Here is an 18,839-nt window from a genome sequence, read left to right as displayed (position 1 = left end):
CATGCTCGAGGCGCAATCGGTACGCGTCTGTGCCGCGACGCTCGGCGTGCACCGCTGGCGTGCATGTCGAAGCGGGCGTCGTAGGGTGGGCACGGCCGGCGTAGGCACCCCGTGCCCACGCGACGATATGCTGTCCGTGCCCTCAGCGGTGCGCCGTCACCAGCGCGCCGCGGCGCTCGCCGCGCATGGTGCGGCGTTCGCCGGTCACCGAGGGCGACTCTTCGCGTTCGAGCAGGGTCCGGTACAGGGCGCCGGCCAGCGTTCCACCGAGCAGGGGCGCGAGCCAGAACAGCCACAGCTGCGAGACCGCCCAGGCGCCGGCGAACAGGGCCGGTCCGGTGCTGCGCGCCGGGTTGACCGAGGTATTCGTCACCGGGATGCTGACCAGGTGCACCAGGGTCAGGGCCAGGCCGATCGCCAGGCCGGCGAAGCCGACCGGGGCGCGCGCATGGGTGGCGCCGAGGATGACCAGCACGAACATGAAGGTCATTACCACTTCGCAGATGATGGCGGAGCCGAGCGCGTAATTGCCTGGCGAGTGCTCGCCGTAGCCGTTGGCGGCGAAGCCGGCGGCCGCGTCGAAGCCGGGCTTGCCGCTGGCGATCGCGTACAGCACCGCTGCCGCGGCGATGGCGCCGGCGACCTGGATCAGCATGTAGGGGCCGATCAGCTTGGCGGGGAAGCGTCCGCCCGCCCAGAGACCGAGCGTGACGGCGGGATTGAAGTGGCCGCCGGAGATCGGACCGAGCGCATAGGACGCGGTCAGCACGGTCAGCCCGAAGGCCAGCGACACCCCGGTCAGGCCGATCCCGACCTCGGGGAAGGTGGCGGCCAGCACGGCGCTGCCGCAGCCGCCCAGCACGAGCCAGAAGGTGCCGATGAATTCGGCGATCAGTTTGCGCAACATGGCTACTCCTTCGAAAGGTGCACGAAGCCGCGCCATCCGCCACGGACGCCGCGGGGCACCAATCATTCTAGGCGCTCGGTGGCGACATGCCAGTCGATTTTTTGCGACAGCCCGCCCGGGTGCACGGTACAGGCCGCCCGCTCTACATCTGGCGGAACAGGTCGACGTAGTTGCGGCTGACCACGAGCTGTTCCTCGCGCCCCTTGAGCCTGACGTGCAGCCGCCCGCGAAAGTCGGTGCGGGTGCCGGCCACGTGGCGGGCGGCGACGATCACGCCGCGGTGGATCTGCCAGAACTGCTGCGGGTCGAGCTGTTCCTTCAGCTTCGACAGCGGCGTGCGGATCAGGCTTTCGCCGTCCTGCAGGAAGATGCTGGTGTACTTGTCGTTGCTCTGGAAGTAGATCACCTCGTCGATGGCGATCAGGCGCGTTTCCTGGCCCTGCGCGGCGCGGATCCATTGCAGCGGCGCCGGCGCCGGCACGGGTGCGGTCGCGCCCCCGGCCGCGCCGAGCTGGCGCAGCAGGGCCTGCAAGGCGTCCGGCGCCACGCTCGGGGCCGGCGTCGATGCGCGCAGGGTCTCGCGCAGCCGGTCGACGGTGCGTTGCAGGCGCTCCAGCCCGATGGGTTTGAGCAGGTAGTCGAAGGCGGCATGCTCGAAGGCCTTCAGCGCATATTCCTCGTGCGCGGTAGTAAACACCACGCGCGGCGGCCGGCCGCCGGCGCACAGGCGCGCGGCCAGCTCCAGGCCGGTCAAGCCCGGCATGCGGATGTCGAGGAAGACGACCTCGGGCGCCAGCGCGTCGATCAGTTCGAGTGCCTGCACGCCGTTGGCGGCGCGCACGATGCGTAGTTCCGGCCAGGCCTGCGCCAGCTGGGCGGCCAGGTAATCGAGCAGGTGGGGTTCGTCGTCGGCGATCAGGGCGCGTGGGAAGTCGATGGCGGCACCTTGGTGAATGGCAGCAGCAGGCGCGCGCGCACGCCGCAGGGTTGGTTTTCGAGTAATTGTAGCCCGGCGCCGGGACCGTGCAGCTGGCGCACCCGTTCGCGCAGGTTGGCCAGGCCCACCCCGCCGCCCGGACGCGGCGGCGCGCCGTTCAGGCCCATGCCGGTGTCGCCGACCTCGACGCACAAGGCGTCGCCGACGACGCTGGCGCGCACCACGATCTCGCCGCCCTCGAGCTTGGGTTCGATCCCGTGCATGACGGCGTTCTCGACCAGCGGCTGCAGCAGCATCGGCGCGATCGGCAGCGCCCGGCAGTCAGGTTCGGCCTCGATCCGGTAGCGCAGCCGTGGGCCCAGGCGCACCGCGAGCACGTCGAGGTAGGCGCGCACCAGGTCGAGTTCACCGCCGAGCGTCGCGGCCTCGGCGCGGCTGGCGGCGAGGCTGGAGCGCAGGTAGTCGATGAAGCGCTCCAGCATGCGCCGCGCCTGCGCCGGCTGGGTGTCGATCAGGCTGACCACGTTGGCCAGGGTGTTGTACAGGAAGTGCGGCTCGATCTGCGCCTGCAGGGCGCGCAGGCGCGCCTCGGACAGCAACCGGCCGGCCGTCGCGATCTGCTCCTGCTGGCGCGCGGCCTGGGTCGCGCGCTCGGCGCGCCGTTCGCCGATCGAGAGCGAGATGCGCATGATCACGGCGGTGACGACGGCGTAGACCGCGATTTTGGTGAGCGCGTGCGAGCGGATCAGGCCGAGCGGATCGTCGCCCGACAGCAGGACCCGGGCAAGGGCGATGCCGACGACGGCGCACACGCCCGCCACGACGATCTGCACCAGGCGCCGGGTCTGGCGCTTGCCCGTCATCAGCCGCGGCGCCCAGCGGTACACGGCAGACAGGGCGCCATGGATCAGGAAGCCCACGATGTTGGCGGCCGCCAGCATGCCCAGCCAGCTCGGCACGATCGGCGCGGGCCGCGCGGCAAGCAGCTGGTCGGCCGCCGCCAGCACCGTGCCGACCAGGCAATTCCAGACGAAGGTGAAGAACAGGTCGCGCCAGGGCGACGCTTGCGCGCGGCGCAGCGGCAGGATGGCTTCGAGCGGATGCCTGCCTTGTGCGGCGGATTCGGTGTTGTCCATGGAAGCGAAATGGTTCATGAGCCCGCAAAATTACCATGAAAGCAATGCGCGGTGCGATAAGGCAAGCTGGCGACGGCCAGCGGACCATCGCCGACATGGGCGGCGTCGAACACCGTCAGCGCCGTGATGCCCCTGCGTGTGTCCTGCGCCACGCCGACCAGGTAGCCATCGGTCTCCGAGCGCGCATGGCGGCGCGGGACCAGGACGTGTTCCTCGACCTGCCAGCCGGCGTCGAAGCGGTAGCTGTCGGCCTTGCCGCTGTCGGTGTCGACCAGGTGCACGGTGTCGAGCACGAGTTCGCGGTTGGCGCGGTCGCAGCCGAGCAGGGCCAGGCGGCGGTGGCGCTGGCCGACCACCTGCGGCATCACGCGCGGGAACTCGCTGGCGCCGAGCAGGCGGGTGGTGGTCGCCTTTCCGCTGGCGTAGTCGAGGCAGACCTGCACCGCCTGGCTGCGGCCGGGCGTATTCGGCTGGCGCTCCCCATGCATCAGGCTGCCCAGACCGGCCAGGGCATCGCCCTGGTGCAGGACCAGGTCGAAGCGGGTGCAGGCGCCGTCTTCCCACGCGTTCCCGAAGTGGAACACCATCTGCGGCGGCAGCTCGAACACCTGGCGCACGGCGAGCGTGTCCTTGGCCACCACGACGATGCGCGTCGGCCGCGCCTGCGGGCCACTGCCGGCCCAGATGTGACGCTCGGCCAGGCTGCGCCCGCGGTCGGCGCTGAGGTCGTAGGGCGGCACCACGAAGATCAGGTGCTTGGCGCTGACCACGAAATCGTGGACGAAGGCCAGTTGCGGCACCTCGACGACGGCGGTGCGCTGCAGGGCGCCGTCGGCGCCGATCCGGTACAGGGCCAGGCGGTTGGCGCCAGGCAGCGCGCCGAAGTTCCACATGCCGCCCTCCGGGTCGAGCTTCGGGTGGGCCGAGAAGGGCATCGCCTGGACGTCCTCGCGCCAGGTCTTGATGCCGACCGTCGCCAGGGTGTCGGGGTCCATCTCCGTGGCCGAGCCGCCTTCCCACAGCGCATACAGGCGGCCGTTGAAGGGCAGCAGGTTGGTGTTGGCGGCGTTCATCGTGTCGTTGTCGCGCACGCCGCGCCGCGCCACGTGGGTGCCGAACGAGGGATACAGGAACTGGCCGGCCTGCGATTCGTCGAGGAAGCGACGGGTCTCGACGAAGCGGCCATGGTGGGCGACCTTGCCGCCGGCGATGGTCCAGCGCTGCGCGAAGCCGTCGCCGTCGAACCAGTGGTGGTAGCGTTCGCCGCCGAGCTCGAAGCGCCCGGGGCCGTTGCGATAGAAGCTGCCCTGCAGGTCGCGCGGCAGGCGGCCCTTGACGGTGGCCGCGCCCGACTGCTCGCCGGCCAGGTCGGCGTAGACCGCGAGCGAGCTGTCGCGGGAGAGGGCGGCGTGGAAGCGGCGCAGGGTCTCGGCGTCGGCGCGGGCGCTGCCGGCGGCGGCGAGCGCGCCCAGGGTGATCCCGGCCTGGAGGAAGTGGCGGCGGTCCATGACGGCCTCAGCGCAGGGAGACGGTGACGGCGGCGCCCGCGGCCGGGACCGTGAAGCGGGCCTGGTCGAAGCTCGGCGGGCCCATGTTGCCAAGGGCGTTGTTGCTGAAGGCATAGGCTTCGACCGGAATGCCCATCATGTTCTGGTCCATCTTGCCGTTGCCGTTGGCGTCGTGGAAGACGGCGAAGCCGTAGCTGCCGGCCGGCAGGTCCTTGATCACGACCGTGCTGGCGCCGCTGGCGGCCGGCGCGGCGCCGGCTTTCACGGTCCGCTTGAGGAAGCCGTCGGCCGAGTCGTAGAGCGCGACCATGAGCTGGCCTTCGCTGCTCTTGACGCCCTCGACGGTGATGACGAGGTCGCCGGCATGGGCGGCCGCGGCGGCGGACAGCGCAAGGGCGAGGACGAGGTGGGCGGCGGTGCGGCGTGCTTGCATGGTGGTCTCCGGTGGGTTCGAATGAGGCCACTGTAGCGAGCCGCCCGCCGGGCCGTTCGCCCTTGCGACGAGCGGGGCGCGGGGCGGCGCCAGTTGCAGCGGGACGGCGCGAGTTGCAACACAAGCGGCAGCCCAAGCGGCAACACAAGCGGCAGCGCAAGCAGGCCGGGCCTGTGCGCAGGGAGGCCGCGGACGTTGTGCCGCGCCGCCGGCTTGCTATCATGAAGGGAAAAGTGCAGACCTTGCCAACGCGGCGCGGTGGCACAGTGCGCGTCGAAGGAGACAATCATGGAAGAGATCGGCAAAGAATATGTCGGAACGGTGTTTGTCCTGCCGGAGTCGCGCAGCTTCGAGCTGAAGACGACGCTGCACGGGGCGCCGGTCACGCTGACCGGGACCGTGTCCCAGCAGCTCGCGGCCCAGTTCGCCGGCAACCTGGCCGCCGGCGCGCCGATCGACGTGCGCCAGCTGGCGCTGCAGCCGCGCCGGGTCGAGGTGCTGACGCGCGAGATCCACGAGCGCCACCGGGCGCCGCGCAAGATGCATTTCCTGATGCGGGTGTTCGACGCAGGGTAGGGTTATTTCAACGTCACCGGCGCTACCGTGCGGTCGCCGCCGACCTCGATCGCCGCGTCGTCGAAGCCCGGCGGCCCGAACTTGCCGCGCGCGTTGCGGCTGAAGCCGTAGTTTTCGCTGGGGATGCCGATGAAGTTGCGGTCGAGTTCGTTATTCTCGTTCTCGTCCTGGTAGGCCAGCACGGCCCAGGTGCCGGGGGGCACGTCCTTCAGCGTGACGACCGTCTCGGCCGCCTTCGCCGGCGCCGAGCCGCTGTGGCTGCACTGCTTCAGGAAGCGCTCCCGGTCGCAGACGGCGACGTTCACCTTGCCCTTGCCGGCGCTCACGCCCGACACGCGCACCTCGACGGTGGCCGCCGATGCGGCCGTTGCCGCGCAGAAGAGGGTGCAACCCAGAACTGTCCTGAAAAACATGCGTTATCCTTTATCCGTTAAAAGTTGCAGCCGGGACGAGGGAAATCCCAGCCGTGCGCGCCGTGCGCCATGGTAGGCTTGAATCATTCCCGTTTCCTTGGCCGTCATTGAAATGCTGCTCAATACCTCGATTGTCGTGCTCACCGTCGTGGCGATGGAAATCTTTTCCATCGTCGCGCACAAGTACGTCATGCATGGCTTCGGCTGGGGCTGGCACAAGTCGCACCACGAAGCGCGCGACGGGTGGTTCGAGAAGAACGACCTGTACGCCGTGGTCTTCGCCGGCGTCGCCATCGCCCTGATCTACGCCGGCACCCGCGGCCACCATCCGCTCGAATGGATCGGCGCCGGCATGACGGCCTATGGCTTCCTGTACTTCGTTGCCCACGACGGCCTGGTGCACCGGCGCTGGCCCTTCCGCTACGTGCCGAAAAGCGGCTACCTGAAGCGCCTCTACCAGGCCCACCGCATGCACCACGCGGTGGAAGGCAAGGACGGCGCGGTGTCCTTCGGTTTCCTGTACGCGCCGCCGGTCGAGACGCTCAAGCGGCAGTTGCAGGCACACCATGGAGGCCGCCTGCAGCGCCGCCACCGGGGCGAGGCCACAGGTGCGCCGGACGCGGCGCGGCCCCCGTCCGAATCCGTGAACTGAGCGCGTCCAGTCCGCCGCGCAGCAGCAGCCACAATTTCGTCAGCTTCGAGGTGCCCGCGCGCCGGTCCCAGGCCTGGGCGCCGCGCCGTTTGACCTCGATGCCGATCTGGCGGTAGACCCGGCGCGCGGTGGCGATCGCCCATGCCGAACGCAGCGGCAGGGCCGACAGGCCGGCGGCCGCCGAATCGTAGTAGGGCTCGGCATGGTCGACCAGGCGCGCGGCGACTTTCGCCAGCGCCGCCCGGTGCCGCGGCAGCGCCACTTCGTCCGGCGGAATGCCGGCCTCGAGCAGCCAGGCGGCCGGCAGGTAGCAGCGCCCGATGGCGGCGTCGTCGACGATGTCGCGCGCGATGTTCGTCAGCTGGAAGGCCAGGCCCAGGTCGCAGGCGCGGTCCAGCACCCGCGGGTCGCGCGCGCCCATGACCGAGGCCATCATCAGCCCGACCACGCCGGCCACGTGGTAGCAGTAGCGCAGGGTGTCGTCGATGGTCGCGTAACGCGCGCCCTCGACGTCCATGGCGAAGCCGGCCAGGTGATCCATGGCATGGCGCGGCTCGATGGCGTGCTTCAGGGCCACCTCCTGGAAGGCGGCGAAGGCCGGGTCATGCATGGCGTCGCCGGCATAGGCGCGCCGCGTCTGTTCGCGCAGCAGGGCCAGCCCGGCGGCGGCGTCGTGCGGCGCCGGGGCGTTCGACGCAAAGCCCAGCTCCTGGCCGTCGACCACGTCATCGCAATGGCGGCACCAGGCGTACAGCATCAGCACGCCGCGCCGCGTCTCGGCATCGAACAGCCTGGCCGCCGTGGCGAAGCTTTTCGAGCCTACCTCGATCGTCCGGGTGGCGTGCGCCATCAGGGCTTCGCTCATGCCATTGCCTCCCCGAGCATCAGGCCGGCGGTGGCCTTGGCCGAGCCGATCACGCCGGGCACGCCCGCGCCCGGATGGGTGCCGGCGCCGACCAGGTAGAGGTTCGACAGTGCGCCGTCGCGGTTGTGCGGGCGGAACCAGGCGCTTTGCGTCAGGATCGGTTCGAGCGAGAAGGCCGAGCCGTGGTGGGCATTGAGCTGGTCGCGGAAGTCGAGCGGCGTGAAGATGCGGCTGGTGACGAGCTGGCTGCGCAGGCCCGGCATGTAGTGCTTTTCGAGATACGCGAAGATGCGGTCGCGGTAGAGCGGGCCTTCGACCTCCCAGTCGATCGGCGCATTGCCCAGGTGGGGCACGGGCGCCAGCACGTAGTGGCTGCCGCAGCCGGGCGGCGCCAGCGAAGGGTCGGTGACGCAGGGCGCATGCAGGTAGAGCGAGAAATCGTCGGCCAGGGTCTCGCCGTTGAAGATGTCCTTGATCAGCTCGCGGTAGCGCGGGCCGAAGCAGACCGTGTGGTGCCGCAGTTGCGCATGGTGATGGTCCAGCCCGAAGTAGAGCACGAACAGCGAATTGCTGAAGCGCTTCTTGCGCAGCGCCTGGGCCTCGGCCACGCCGCGCGCGTCGTGCCCCAGCAGCTTGGCGTAGGTGTGCACCACGTCGGCGTTCGAGGCCACGGCGTCGGCCGCGAACAGGCGCCCGTCTTCCAGGCGCACGCCGGTGGCGCGCTCGCCCTGCGTTTCGATGCGCGCCACCGGCGCGTTCAGTTCGATACGGCCGCCGATGTCCTCGAACAGCTTGACCAGGGCCCTGACCAGCGCCCCGGTGCCGCCGCGCGGGAACCACACGCCCCAGCGCCGTTCCAACGCGTGGATCAGCGTGTAGATCGAGGACGTGGCGAACGGGTTGCCGCCCACCAGCAGCGAATGGAAGGAAAAGGCCTGGCGCAGGTGCTCGTCCTGGATGAAACGCGAGACCATGCCGTAGACGCTGCGCCAGGCCTGCAGGCGCGCCAGCTGCGGGCCGGCCTGGATCATGTCGCGGAACGACAGGAAGGGCACTGCGCCGAGCTTGACGTAGCCCTCCTCGAACACGGCCTTCGAATAGGCGAGGAAGCGTTTGTAGCCCTCGACGTCGGCCGGGTTGCGCGCGTGGATCTGGCGGTCCAGCGCTTCCTGGTCGTTCAGGTAGTCGAAGTGGCTGCCGTCTTCCCAGCACAGGCGGTAGAAGGGCGCGACCGGCAGCATCTCGATGTAGTCCTCGATGCGCTTGCCGGCCAGGTCGAACAGCTCCTCGATGCAGGACGGATCGGTGATCACGGTGGGGCCGGCGTCGAACACGAAGCCCTGGTCTTCGTAGACGTAGGCGCGCCCGCCCGGCTTGTCGCGTTTCTCGAGCAGGGTGGTCTGCATGCCGTTGGCCTGCAGGCGGATGGCCAGGGCCAGGCCGCCGAAGCCGGCGCCGACGACCACGGCGGTTTTGCGTTCGTTCATTCGGGTTTCCTGATCTGACGGGGGTGGATCTTGCAGGCGGCCGAGAAGGCGGCCAGCAGGGGTACGGGGGGCTTGCCGGTGAGCAGGCGCGCCTTGTCGCCCAGGCTCAGGCGGCCGGCATAGAAGTGTTCGATCAAGCCGGGCGGCAGGCGGTAGAAGCGCTGCATCACGCGCCAGCGTTGATCGGGACTGCCGGCCAAAAACAGCATGCGGTTGAGCAGGCGGAAGAAGCGCTGCTGGCGCCACGCCTTGCCTGCCTCGTCGCGGATCGCGGCGAACAGGCGCGGCGCGCTGAAATCCGGCAACGCCGCGATACGCTCGGCCAGGCGCACCGCGTGCGGCAGCGAATAGCCGGTGGTCGAGTGAAACAGGCCGGCGCGCAGGCCGGCGCAGGGCTGGCCGGCCAGGTCGCGCCAGTACTCGTCGAAGTCGCCGGCCAGCACGATCGGCAGCGAGCCGTGCTCCTCGCGCAGCAGCTCGGCGATGCGCCAGCCGCGCGCCCGCGCATAGGCCGCGATGTTCGCGCGCAGGCGCTCGGGTTCCCAGGCGCCGCTGTCGACGTAGTGGGTGTCCTCGATCAGCAGGCTGTGCGCATCGAAAGGCAGCACGTAGACGAAGCGGTAGCCGCCCTGTTGTTCGACGCTGGCGTCCATGATGATGGGCGCAGTCAGGCCGTGCGGCGCGGCCAGGCGCACTTCCTGGCCGAGGAAGGTCTGGTAGCCCAGCGCCAGGCGGCTGGTGGCGCGCACGCCGCGGCCGTCGATCACCGCGTGCGCGCGCAGGGTTTCGCCGCCGGCCAGGGTGACGCTGGTGGGGCCGAGCGTGTCGATGCGGGCGTTGCGGCGCAGGGCGGGGCCGAGCGCCGCTTCGATCACGCGCGCGAAGTCGCTCGAGGTCACGCTGGCGTAGCCGCTGTCGAGCGTGCGCGCGAACTCGGGAAAGACCACGTCGTAGCGCGGCCAGCGCGCGGAGACGACTGGCGCCAGCCACGCGTGCTGTTCCCGGCTCAAGTCGCCGTCGTGGAAGGACCAGGTGTGGTTGCCGCCGATGTGGCCGGCCGCTTCCAGCAGCAGGATGCGCAGGGCCGGGCGGGTCGTGTGCAGGCGCCAGGCGATCAGGCCATTGGCCAGCCCGCCGCCGACCAGGATCAGGTCCCAGGCGGATTCGCCTTGCGCCGCGCCGGGCTTATCCAAGGCTGGCCACGCCCTGTGGCGTGTCCTCGTGCGCAGCCGGACGATGCAAGCCCAGCGCCTCTTCGATGATGTCGGCGGCGCGCGGCGTGCCGCCGGCGCGCGCCAGGTCCTCGGCCAGCGGCGCCATGCGCTGCGCGAAACCGGGTTCGTCGAGCAGGCGCTGCAAACGGCTGGCGATGCGGCCGGGCGTGGCGAAGTGCGGCGCGACGGTCAGGCCGATGCCGGCATGGCGGATGCGCGCCGCCGCGCCGGGCTGGTCGAAGGCGATCGGCAGGCCGAGGATGGGCGTGCGGTGGGCAATCGCATCCATGACCGTGTTCGAGCCGGCGTGCGAGATCACGGCGTCGGCGCGCGCCAGGGCTTCCTGCTGCGGCGCAAAGGCGCAGACCCAGTCGGCGCCGGCCTCCGTCAGGGCTTGCGCCTGGCGCGCGTCGAGGCCGCCGCAGTGGGCCACCAACAGCTGCACGTCGAGCCGGCGGCAGGCGCGCACGATGCGCCGGAACAGGCCGTAGCGCCCGCCCTGCAGGGTGCCGAGCGAGGCGAACACGAAGGGGCGGCCGGGCGCGACCGGCGGCATGGCCTGCTTGCCCGGCGTGCCCGCGGCGCCGGCGATACCTGTCGAAAAGCGCAGCGGTCCGACGTGGTGGAAGTGGGCCGGCAGGGCGCGCCGCGGGAAGTCGAAGGTTTCCGTGGTCTGGCTGACCTCGACCAAGCGCGACAGGCAGTCGTGCAGGGCGCGGCGCGGTCCCAGCCCGAAGCGGCGCGCGTGCGCTTCGATCACCTCGGCATGCGGCGCCATCAGCCAGTCGTAGACGCGGGTGCTGCCCTGGTAGATGTGGCGCGCGCGCTCGCTGTCCTCATAGGCGAAGGGCATCACCGGCAGCGGGATGCCGGGCTCGCGGTTGACCGGCAGCGCGTTGGCGACCGAGGCGAAGGGCAGCTTCATCGCTTCGGCCACCAGGCCGCCGGCCGCTTCCATCTGGTCGCACAGGAGAAACTCGATGCCGAGCGCCTCGATCGCCGGCGGCAGTTCGCGGCACAGCATGTCGGTGGTGCGCGCCATGTCCTGGATCACGCGGCGCAGGCCGAGCGGGCCGCCGGGATTGGCCGCGCGCCGTACCGACGCCGTCAGCGAGCCGGCCGGATGCGTGGCCGCGCCCAGCGCATGGAAGCCCAGCGGCAGATTCTTCAGGTGGGCGCCGGCGTCGGCCTGCTGCAGGAAGGTGACGCGATGGCCGCGCGCGGCCAGCTCGGCGCCGAGCGCCGCCATCGCGCTGTAGTGGCTGTAGAAGGCCGGTGCAACCACGCCGAAGTGGGCCATGCGAAAGTCCTTTACCGCTGCGCCAGCGTGGTCAATGGTGGACGGCGTAGCCGGGTTCCTGGACGGCGAAATGCAGCTGCGCGTCCTGGCCGAACAGGCTGCCCACGAAGCGCCGCGTGCCCTGCTTGCTGCCGATGGCGTCGGTCAGGCAGCGGTCGGCCTCGAGCAGGTGCTCCATCAGGCGGCGCCGGGCCTCCTTGAAGCCGAGCGTGTTGATCAGCGTTGCCTTGCCGATGTCCTTGCCGGTGTCCTTGCCGGTGACGGCGCTGTCCATGCCGGGCCCGTCCTGGAAGTCGTCGCGGATCTGGAAGGCGTGGCCGGCGGCCAGCGCGAAGTTGCGCAGCGCCTGCGCCACGCAGTCGTCGGTTTCGGCAATGATGGCCGCCATGTCGACCGCGGCGCCAAGCAGTACGCCGGTCTTGAGTTCGTTGGTGGTGGCGATCTCCTCGGGCGAGCGGGCGCCGCCTTGCAGGTCGAGGAACTGGCCGCGCACCAGGCCCTGGGCGCCAATCGTTTGCGACAGCCGCGCCACCAGCCGCGCGCGCACGGCGGGCGGCACGTCCTGGGCCGCGCCGAGGATCCCGAAGGCGCGGCTGAGCAGGGCGATGGAGGCAAGAATGGCGACGTCCTCGCCGAACTGGACGTGGATGGTCGGCTTGCCGCGGCGCAGCCGGGCGTCGTCCATGCAGGGCAGGTCATCGAGGATCAGGGAAGCGGCGTGCACCAGCTCGACGGCGCAGGCAACGTCGGTCAGGGCCGGCGAATCGCAGCCGAGGTCGCGCGCGACCAGCATCAGCAGCAGCGGGCGCATGCGCTTGCCGGCGCCGAGCGCGGCGGCGCGCATGGCGCCCGCCAGCGGGTCCGACGGCGGACCGCAGTCGGTCAGCAGGAACGCCAGGCGCTCTTCGAGCTCCTGGCGGACGAGGGCCAGTTCGGCTCCCGCGAGGTCTTCCCGGTTTTCCACATCGAGCCTGGCGAACCGTCGTGCTTGCGTAGTCATGCGCGTTTCCTCCGCCGAGATATGGATGGTCGAAAATTGATGAATTTGCAGCCCATCATACCGGAAATAAAGTTAAACAATGATCAACCTTGTCAACCGTGTGCGGTATAGATAAATTCGGCAAATTTGCTCTGCTGCCATCTTTCCTCTGCATCAAGGTCGTTGGGGCAGGATAATCATTGGCTGGGCCCGCATGTCCCGGGATGGCGCCGGACGCGGGCGAACAATGCAAGATGCGGGACAAAGTCGGGTCAGCGCCGCCTCCGAGGGCCGGGCAGGGCCTTGTCCGGCATAATGCCGGCTGATCCGTATCGTTCATCCATCTTCTTGCCGGAGCCCCCGTGAAGCCGTTCGCACCAGCCTGCCTCTGCCTGTCCATCGTCCTGTCCGCTACGCTGCCGGCGCTGGCCGCGCCACCCGCCGCCGCCCCGGCCATGGCGCAGGTCGCCGTCGGCAAGCTCGAGCGCCTGGCGCTGCCGCCCTCGGCGTTCATCGAGCCGCGCCCGGTGGAGGTCTGGCTGCCGGACGGCTATGCCGAGAAGGCGCGCGCCGGCAAGCGCTTCCAGGTGCTCTACATGCACGATGGCCAGATGCTGTTCGACGCCAGGACCACCTGGAACGGGACCGCCTGGGGCGTGCAGGACACGCTGGCGCGCCTGATGCGCGAAGGGAAGGTTGACGACACCATCGTCGTCGCCGTCTTCAACATCGAGCAGAACCGTTACTTCGAGTATTTCCCGCAGAAGTTCCTGGACGAGATGGCGCCCGAGGCGCGCGCGGCCTTCCAGCGCGAAAGCCTGAAGAGCGCGCCGAAGGCGGACGACTACCTGCGCTTCCTGGTGCAGGAGCTGAAGCCCTTCGTCGACGCCAGGTATGCCACGCGCCGGGACGCCGCCGGCACCTTCGTCATGGGCTCGAGCATGGGCGGCCTGATCTCGGTCTACGCGATGAGCGAATACCCGCAGGTGTTCGGCGGCGCGGCCGGCCTGTCGACCCACTGGCCCGGCATCGGCAAGCCGAACGCCGCGCTGCCGCTGGCGGCCTTCAACTACCTGAACCGCAAGCTGCCGGCGCCGCAGGGGCACAAGCTGTACCAGGACCACGGCGGCGTCGGCCTCGACGCGCTGTACGGCCCCTACCAGGTCTTCGTCGACCAGATCGCGCGCGATCGCGGCTACACGGACGCAAACTACCTCAGCAAGGTGTATCCGGAGGACGACCACAACGAGAAGGCGTGGGCGGCGCGGCTGGAGGCGCCGCTGGTGTTCCTGCTCGGTGGAAACCGCCCGCGTCCTTGAACCGGCCGCAGGCGATTCCCTGGCGTCCGCTCCGGCAAGTGTCGCCGGCCTGATGACGCGCCCGTGCATCCGGATGTTCAACTTGCTGTATTGCGGCATGATGTAGGGCAGGAGATCAACCGAGACCAGAACCTCGACCGGCAGGAGGAAACATGTCGACCCGACTTGCATCTTGCAGCTGCGGCCAGCTGGCGGCGCGCGTCAGCGGCGACCCCGTGCGCGTCTCGATCTGTCACTGCCTGGCCTGCCAGCGCCGCACCGGCAGCGTGTTCGGGCAGCAGGCCAGGTTTCCGCGCCAGAACGTGACGATTGCCGGGCAGTCGAAGCGGTACACGCGCGTGGGAGACGAGGGCACGCGCGCCACCTTCCACTTCTGCCCGCAATGCGGGGCCACGGTCTACTACGAGGCCGAGGGGCAGGAGGAGTGGCTCGCGATCCCGGTCGGCGCCTTTGCCGATCCCGGCTTTCCTTCTCCGACTGTTTCCGTCTACGAGGAGCGCATGCACCGCTGGGTCGTGCCGCCTCCCGAGGCCGAGCACATCCCTTGAACGCTGGCTCCAGGCATCCAGGGGCCGGATGCCGCACACGCTTGCCTGGCAAATTTATGCCAGCAGCGTAAGCTAGTGCCGTTGTCCTTTGCCCGGCGTACCCGTTGGCGTCGGGAAAGGTGTCGAGCCAGGAGCGGCGGCATGTTTCTCAACAAGGTATTCCCGGGACCCGGCATCAGGACCAGGCATCCTTTTGCCGTCACCTTCCTGCTCGTGCTCGCCTGCGCCTTCCTGCAATACCAGGGGCGCCGCTTCCTTGCGGAGCGCACGCCTTTCGGCCTGTTCTACCTTCCCGTCATGGCCAGCGCCATCCTGGGCGGATGGCGGCCGGCGCTGTTTGCGTCAAGCGTGTCGCTGCTGCTGGCGCCCCTGCTGGTGGCGCCCGAATTCACCTTCACCATCAGCCGGCCGCAGGACATGGGCGCGATGGTCGTGTTCGTCACTGTCTGCCTGTTCATCTGCGCCATGGCCGCCGTACTCGAGCGTGCCGAGAAGCGGGCGCAGGCTTTCCTGCTCACCTCGCAGGAGCGGGAACATACCTTGCATGCCTTGCTCGGCGCGTCGCCGACCGCCGTGCTCGGCATCGGCAGCGACGGCAAGATCCGCTTCGCAAGCGAATCCGTGGCGGAGCTGTTCGATTACAGTCCGGGCGAGCTGATCGGCCAGTCGTTCGAGGTGTTGGTGGTCAATGGCCTGCGCCAGCTCAGGGGGGAGGGCCTGAACAATCTCTTCAACGCCGATACCCTGGGGCCGGTCAGCGAGCTGCAGGAACTGCAGTGCAGGCGCAAGAACGGCAGCCTGTTCCCGGCCGAAGCCAGCCTGGCGGTCGCCGAGGTGCCGTCCGGCCGGCTGGTGGTCAGCTATATCGCCGACATCAGCGAGCGCCGCGAAGCCGAAAGAAAGATCCTGCACGCGGCGCGCCACGATCCGCTCACCGGCTTGCCGAACCGGGCCCTGGTCTACGAGCTGGGCACGCACCTGCTGGCATCGGCCCGGCGCCATGGCGACAGGATCGCCATCCTGTTCTTCGACCTCGACCGCTTCAAGCCGATCAACGATACCTATGGCCACACGATCGGCGACAAGATGCTGCAGCAGGTGGCGCAGCGCCTGAAATCCGGGCTGCGCGGCAACGACCTGGTCGGCCGGCTCGGCGGCGACGAGTTCGTGGCCGTGCTGTCCGACATCCGTGCCGACGATGCCATCCTGCGCATGGCAACGGCCTTCCTGCATACCCTGCGCGAGCCCTACCGGATCGACGCGCTGGACTTGCGGACTTCGCCCAGCATCGGCATCAGCGTCTACCCGAACGACGGCGACGATCTCGATACCCTGATCCGCCACGCCGATGCGGCGATGTACCACGCCAAGAATGCCGGGCGCAATACCTGCCAGTTCTTCACGCAGGAAATCTACCTGCACGCCCGGCAGACCTTCGACCTCGAACAGCGGCTGCGCCACAGCATCACGGAAAGCGATTTCGACCTGGTGTACCAGCCTTTCATCGACCTGCGCAGCAGGAAGTTCGTGGGCGTGGAGGCGCTGCTGCGCTGGCGCGGCATGGAGGCGTCGACCATGGCGCAGGAACGCTTCATCGCCGCCGCCGAGCGCATCGGCCTGATCAAGCCGCTCGGGGAATGGGTGCTCCGGGAAGCCTGCCAGCAGCACGAAAAGTGGCGCAACCTGGGCCTGCCGCCGCTGCGCATGGCGGTGAACGTCTCGGCGGTGCAGTTCCGGGAAAAGGACTTCAGCGAGCGGGCGGCGCGCATCATCGAGCGCAGCGGCGTCAATCCCACCTTTATCGAGTTCGAGGTCACCGAGAGCGCCATCATGAGCGACGTGGAGGATGCCGCCGACATGCTCGCGCGCCTGAAGCACGACGGCGTCAGCATTGCGCTCGACGATTTCGGCACCGGCTACTCCAGCCTGAGCTACCTCTCGCAGTTCCCGATCAACAAACTCAAGATCGACAAGTCCTTCATCCTGAACATCGACACCGATGCCCGCTCGCTGGCGATCGCGGAAACGGTCATCGCGCTCGGCAAGAAGCTGGGCATGACCGTCATCGCCGAGGGCATCGAGTCCCAGGCCGGCATCAAGCTGCTGGCCAACATCGGCTGCGACCTCGGACAGGGTTTTTTCATCAGCAAGCCGATCCGCCCCGACCACCTGGTCGAGTGGTATTACCAGGCGCAGTACGAGCATCTGTTCGTCTAGGCATGCGGTGTCCGGGAGCCACCCAAGAAAAATGCCGCCGGGCTCACGCCGGGCGGCATCGCGTCATCACACTGCCCGGATCAGCTCAGTAAGCAGTCCAGGTCTTCGGAATGTCGATATGACCGGCCTTGGCGGCATCGGCATAGGCACGCATTTCGGCGACAACCGCTTCCAGCTGTTCGTTGCCGGGGTTTTGCAGGAAGCCCTTCATGCGCTCGTGCAGCGCGGCCTGCTGGTCGCGCCATTCGTAACGGGAGGTCTTGCTCATGCCGCCTCCCCGCGATTGAACGCTGTGATGTTCTTGTTGAGATCCATGACATCCTCCTTGATAAGGTGGTCAGGTTCGCACAGCGGGCGCACCAGGTCGGTGCGTTGACGCACATTTGCTCAGCAGTATCCTTATTTCAATATCCCGCGGAACAACAATTCCAGCCGCTCGTCGAGCAGGCGATGTGCCTCTTCGCGCGCCGGCTGGGCGTCCGGAAACACGAAGCGCTGCACGCTGTCGCCGGCGATGGTGCTGGTGAGGATGGCCGACAACTGGCCGAAGGGAAGGTCGGGGCGCAGTTGCGCGCGCACGTCCGGGCGGGCGAAGAAACGGTCGAGCATGTCGCGCGTCAGGCGCGGACCGGCGCTGTAGAAGGTCTCGGCCAGCTCGGGGTTGCCCGGCGCCTCGGCGATCACCACGCGCTGCATTGCAATCAATTGTTCCGTGCACAGCAGGTCGTAGAACTGGTGGGCGAAGTCGCCGACCACGTCGCGCAGCGGGCGCAGGTCCTTGTCCATGTCGCGCATGCGGAAGAACTGGTCGCGGCGCGACATCAGCACGGCATTGAGCAGGCCGGCCTTGCCGCCGAACTTGACGTAGATGGTGCGCACCGCGACGCGCGCGGCGCGGGCGATGGCTTCGAGGCTGGTGCGGGTATAGCCGCTGGCCAGGAACAGGGCGGCGGCGGCGTCGATCAGGTCCTGGGTGCGGGCTTCGACGTCGCTTGCCTTCGGCCGTCCGGCACTACGTACGCAGGGGGAAACACTTGCTTGCGATGGTTTGCTCATGGCATCACTGTAAAGCACGCAGAAATGAAATGCAATCGTTTCATTTCTTGACGAACTGGGGAGTATGCCGAATAATGTAGGACAACCCTTATTCCTTTTTCGGAGTTGCTTTCATGTCCCAACCGCAGACTTCGGTCGAGCACAAGCCGCTCGGCGCCGTTCCACCCGCACCCGCCGCGCCCGCCGCCGCCGGCAAGACGCCGCCCAACAAGCGCGTGCTGACCGTGGTCGCGCTGATCGCGCTGGCCGCGATCGTCGCCGGCGGCCGCATGTGGTACCGCAGCCATAACTTCGTCGAGACCGAGAATGCCTACGTCGCCGGCCACGTGCACCCGGTGTCCTCGCGCATCGCCGGCGTCGTCACCCGCGTGCTGGTCGAAGACAACCAGCACGTCAAGGCCGGCGACCCGATCGCCGAGCTCGACCCGGCCGACCAGCACGTGCGCGTCGAGCAGATCGAGGCCCAGATCGCCAGCGCGAAGCAGCAGGTGATCCAGGCCGAGGCCCAGGTGGCCCAGGTGCGCGCCCAGGCCGAGGCCGCCGCCGCCCAGGTCGGCCAGTCGCAGGCCCTGCTGGTGCGCGCGCGCCAGGACGCCGAGCGCTTCGGCCAGCTGTACACCACCCAGATGAAGGCGGTCTCGAAGGCCGAGGTGGACGCCGCCAACGCCGCCAAGGCGGCCGCCACCGCCGACGTCGCCGCGCGCCGCGATACCGCCAATGCGGCGAAGGCCCAGATCGCCGCCGCCGCCTCGGCGCGCGACGTGCTGAACGCCCAGATCAAGGTGCTGCAGGCGCAATTGAAGGACGCCCGGCAGCAGCTCGGCTACAGCCGCATCCTGGCGCCGGTCGACGGCCGCATCGGCCGCCGCAGCGTCGAAGTCGGCGCGCGCGTGCAGCCGGGCCAGCAACTGGTCGCCGTGGTCGAGGACAAGGTCTGGGTCACCGCCAACTTCAAGGAAACCCAGCTGGCCGGCCTGAAGCCGGGCCAGGAAGTCGAGCTGGCGGTCGACGCGCTGCCCGACGAGCACCTGGTCGGCCGCGTGGACAGCTTCTCGCCGGCCTCGGGCAACCAGTTCGCGCTGCTGCCGGCCGATAACGCGACCGGCAACTTCACCAAGATCGTCCAGCGCGTGCCGGTCAAGATCACCCTGTCGCAGCAGGACCAGCAGCGCCTGGCCGGCCGCCTGGTGCCGGGCATGTCGGTGGTCGCCGAGATCGACCTGCGCCAGAAGGCCGAGGCCACCCGTACGGCCGCGGCGAAGTAAGCGCTTAGCCAACACCTAGCCAAGGAC

The 18,839-nt window shown here is 69.0% G+C and carries 19 protein-coding genes; 6 read left to right on the top strand and 13 right to left on the bottom strand.

Annotation, left to right across the window (positions count from 1 at the left end):
* Positions 1–142: 142 nt before the first annotated feature.
* The 5 genes from aqpZ to RT688_RS20200 all read right to left on the bottom strand — a co-directional run bounded on the left by aqpZ (position 143) and on the right by RT688_RS20200 (position 4,921).
* On the bottom strand, positions 143–907 hold the full coding sequence (aqpZ, locus tag RT688_RS20220; protein ID WP_313706634.1) for an aquaporin Z: 765 nt from the start codon (positions 905–907) through the stop codon (positions 143–145).
* Between the two features lie 142 nt (positions 908–1,049).
* Positions 1,050–1,802, bottom strand: coding sequence for a LytTR family DNA-binding domain-containing protein (locus RT688_RS20215; RefSeq protein WP_313706635.1), 753 nt, complete (start codon positions 1,800–1,802; stop codon positions 1,050–1,052).
* A gap of 20 nt (positions 1,803–1,822) precedes the next feature.
* Entirely contained in the window at positions 1,823–2,980 is a 1,158-nt protein-coding gene (locus RT688_RS20210; RefSeq protein WP_313706633.1) for a histidine kinase, read from the bottom strand.
* 14 nt (positions 2,981–2,994) lie between these two features.
* Positions 2,995–4,488 (bottom strand): carotenoid oxygenase family protein, encoded by a 1,494-nt coding sequence (locus RT688_RS20205; protein ID WP_313706632.1) that lies wholly within the window; start codon positions 4,486–4,488, stop codon positions 2,995–2,997.
* Between the two features lie 7 nt (positions 4,489–4,495).
* Positions 4,496–4,921 (bottom strand): DUF2141 domain-containing protein, encoded by a 426-nt coding sequence (locus RT688_RS20200; RefSeq protein WP_313706631.1) that lies wholly within the window; start codon positions 4,919–4,921, stop codon positions 4,496–4,498.
* Between the two features lie 288 nt (positions 4,922–5,209).
* Here RT688_RS20200 and RT688_RS20195 point away from each other — a divergent pair, with 288 nt between their 5' ends.
* Positions 5,210–5,497, top strand: a complete 288-nt coding sequence (locus RT688_RS20195) for a hypothetical protein (RefSeq protein WP_313706630.1) — start codon at positions 5,210–5,212, stop codon at positions 5,495–5,497.
* Positions 5,498–5,499: 2 nt separating this feature from the next.
* On the opposite strand, the gene RT688_RS20190 is transcribed toward RT688_RS20195, so the two are convergent.
* Positions 5,500–5,910, bottom strand: coding sequence for a DUF2141 domain-containing protein (locus RT688_RS20190; protein WP_313706629.1), 411 nt, complete (start codon positions 5,908–5,910; stop codon positions 5,500–5,502).
* Between the two features lie 112 nt (positions 5,911–6,022).
* Here RT688_RS20190 and RT688_RS20185 point away from each other — a divergent pair, with 112 nt between their 5' ends.
* The gene (locus RT688_RS20185; protein ID WP_313706628.1) at positions 6,023–6,562 is read left to right on the top strand and encodes a sterol desaturase family protein; all 540 of its coding nucleotides are present in this window, start codon (positions 6,023–6,025) and stop codon (positions 6,560–6,562) included.
* Here RT688_RS20185 and crtB read toward each other — a convergent pair.
* Genes crtB through RT688_RS20160 form a run of 5 tightly spaced genes read right to left on the bottom strand, consistent with a single transcriptional unit; the run spans position 6,453 to position 12,428 of the window.
* Positions 6,453–7,427, bottom strand: coding sequence for a 15-cis-phytoene synthase CrtB (crtB, locus tag RT688_RS20180; protein ID WP_313706627.1), 975 nt, complete (start codon positions 7,425–7,427; stop codon positions 6,453–6,455). The genes RT688_RS20185 and crtB overlap by 110 nt on opposite strands.
* Positions 7,424–8,914 carry a phytoene desaturase gene (locus tag RT688_RS20175; RefSeq protein WP_313706626.1) on the bottom strand — a complete coding sequence of 497 codons (1,491 nt, stop codon included), beginning with the start codon at positions 8,912–8,914 and terminating at the stop codon, positions 7,424–7,426. The genes crtB and RT688_RS20175 overlap by 4 nt, the downstream gene beginning before the upstream one ends.
* Positions 8,911–10,107, bottom strand: a complete 1,197-nt coding sequence (gene crtY / locus RT688_RS20170) for a lycopene beta-cyclase CrtY (RefSeq protein ID WP_313706625.1) — start codon at positions 10,105–10,107, stop codon at positions 8,911–8,913. Before crtY ends, RT688_RS20175 begins: the two co-directional genes overlap by 4 nt.
* Positions 10,100–11,428, bottom strand: a complete 1,329-nt coding sequence (locus RT688_RS20165; protein ID WP_313706624.1) for a glycosyltransferase — start codon at positions 11,426–11,428, stop codon at positions 10,100–10,102. The genes crtY and RT688_RS20165 overlap by 8 nt, the downstream gene beginning before the upstream one ends.
* Before the next feature lie 31 nt (positions 11,429–11,459).
* Positions 11,460–12,428, bottom strand: a complete 969-nt coding sequence (locus RT688_RS20160; protein ID WP_313706623.1) for a polyprenyl synthetase family protein — start codon at positions 12,426–12,428, stop codon at positions 11,460–11,462.
* Positions 12,429–12,769: 341 nt separating this feature from the next.
* Here RT688_RS20160 and RT688_RS20155 point away from each other — a divergent pair, with 341 nt between their 5' ends.
* From RT688_RS20155 to RT688_RS20145, 3 genes are all read left to right on the top strand, one after another.
* The gene (locus tag RT688_RS20155; RefSeq protein ID WP_313706622.1) at positions 12,770–13,726 is read left to right on the top strand and encodes an alpha/beta hydrolase-fold protein; all 957 of its coding nucleotides are present in this window, start codon (positions 12,770–12,772) and stop codon (positions 13,724–13,726) included.
* 152 nt (positions 13,727–13,878) lie between these two features.
* A complete protein-coding gene (locus RT688_RS20150) occupies positions 13,879–14,274 on the top strand; it encodes a GFA family protein (protein WP_313706621.1) in 396 nt (131 codons plus the stop codon).
* Positions 14,275–14,415: 141 nt separating this feature from the next.
* The gene (locus tag RT688_RS20145) at positions 14,416–16,491 is read left to right on the top strand and encodes an EAL domain-containing protein (RefSeq protein WP_313706620.1); all 2,076 of its coding nucleotides are present in this window, start codon (positions 14,416–14,418) and stop codon (positions 16,489–16,491) included.
* Between the two features lie 85 nt (positions 16,492–16,576).
* Here RT688_RS20145 and RT688_RS20140 read toward each other — a convergent pair whose 3' ends face one another.
* Together RT688_RS20140 and RT688_RS20135 are read right to left on the bottom strand one after the other, a co-directional pair.
* Positions 16,577–16,759, bottom strand: a complete 183-nt coding sequence (locus RT688_RS20140; RefSeq protein WP_313706619.1) for a hypothetical protein — start codon at positions 16,757–16,759, stop codon at positions 16,577–16,579.
* 131 nt (positions 16,760–16,890) lie between these two features.
* On the bottom strand, positions 16,891–17,547 hold the full coding sequence (locus RT688_RS20135) for a TetR/AcrR family transcriptional regulator (protein ID WP_313706618.1): 657 nt from the start codon (positions 17,545–17,547) through the stop codon (positions 16,891–16,893).
* A 113-nt stretch (positions 17,548–17,660) separates the two neighbouring features.
* Between RT688_RS20135 and RT688_RS20130 the strand changes: the two genes are divergently transcribed.
* Positions 17,661–18,812: an HlyD family secretion protein gene (locus RT688_RS20130; protein ID WP_313706617.1), complete on the top strand. Its 1,152-nt coding sequence runs from the start codon at positions 17,661–17,663 to the stop codon at positions 18,810–18,812.
* The last annotated feature ends 27 nt before the right edge of the window (positions 18,813–18,839 follow it).

This window comes from Massilia sp., assembly GCF_032106685.1.
In the GTDB taxonomy this organism is placed as follows: Bacteria; Pseudomonadota; Gammaproteobacteria; order Burkholderiales; family Burkholderiaceae_D; genus Telluria.
This window is presented reverse-complemented; position numbering and strand designations above follow the sequence as displayed.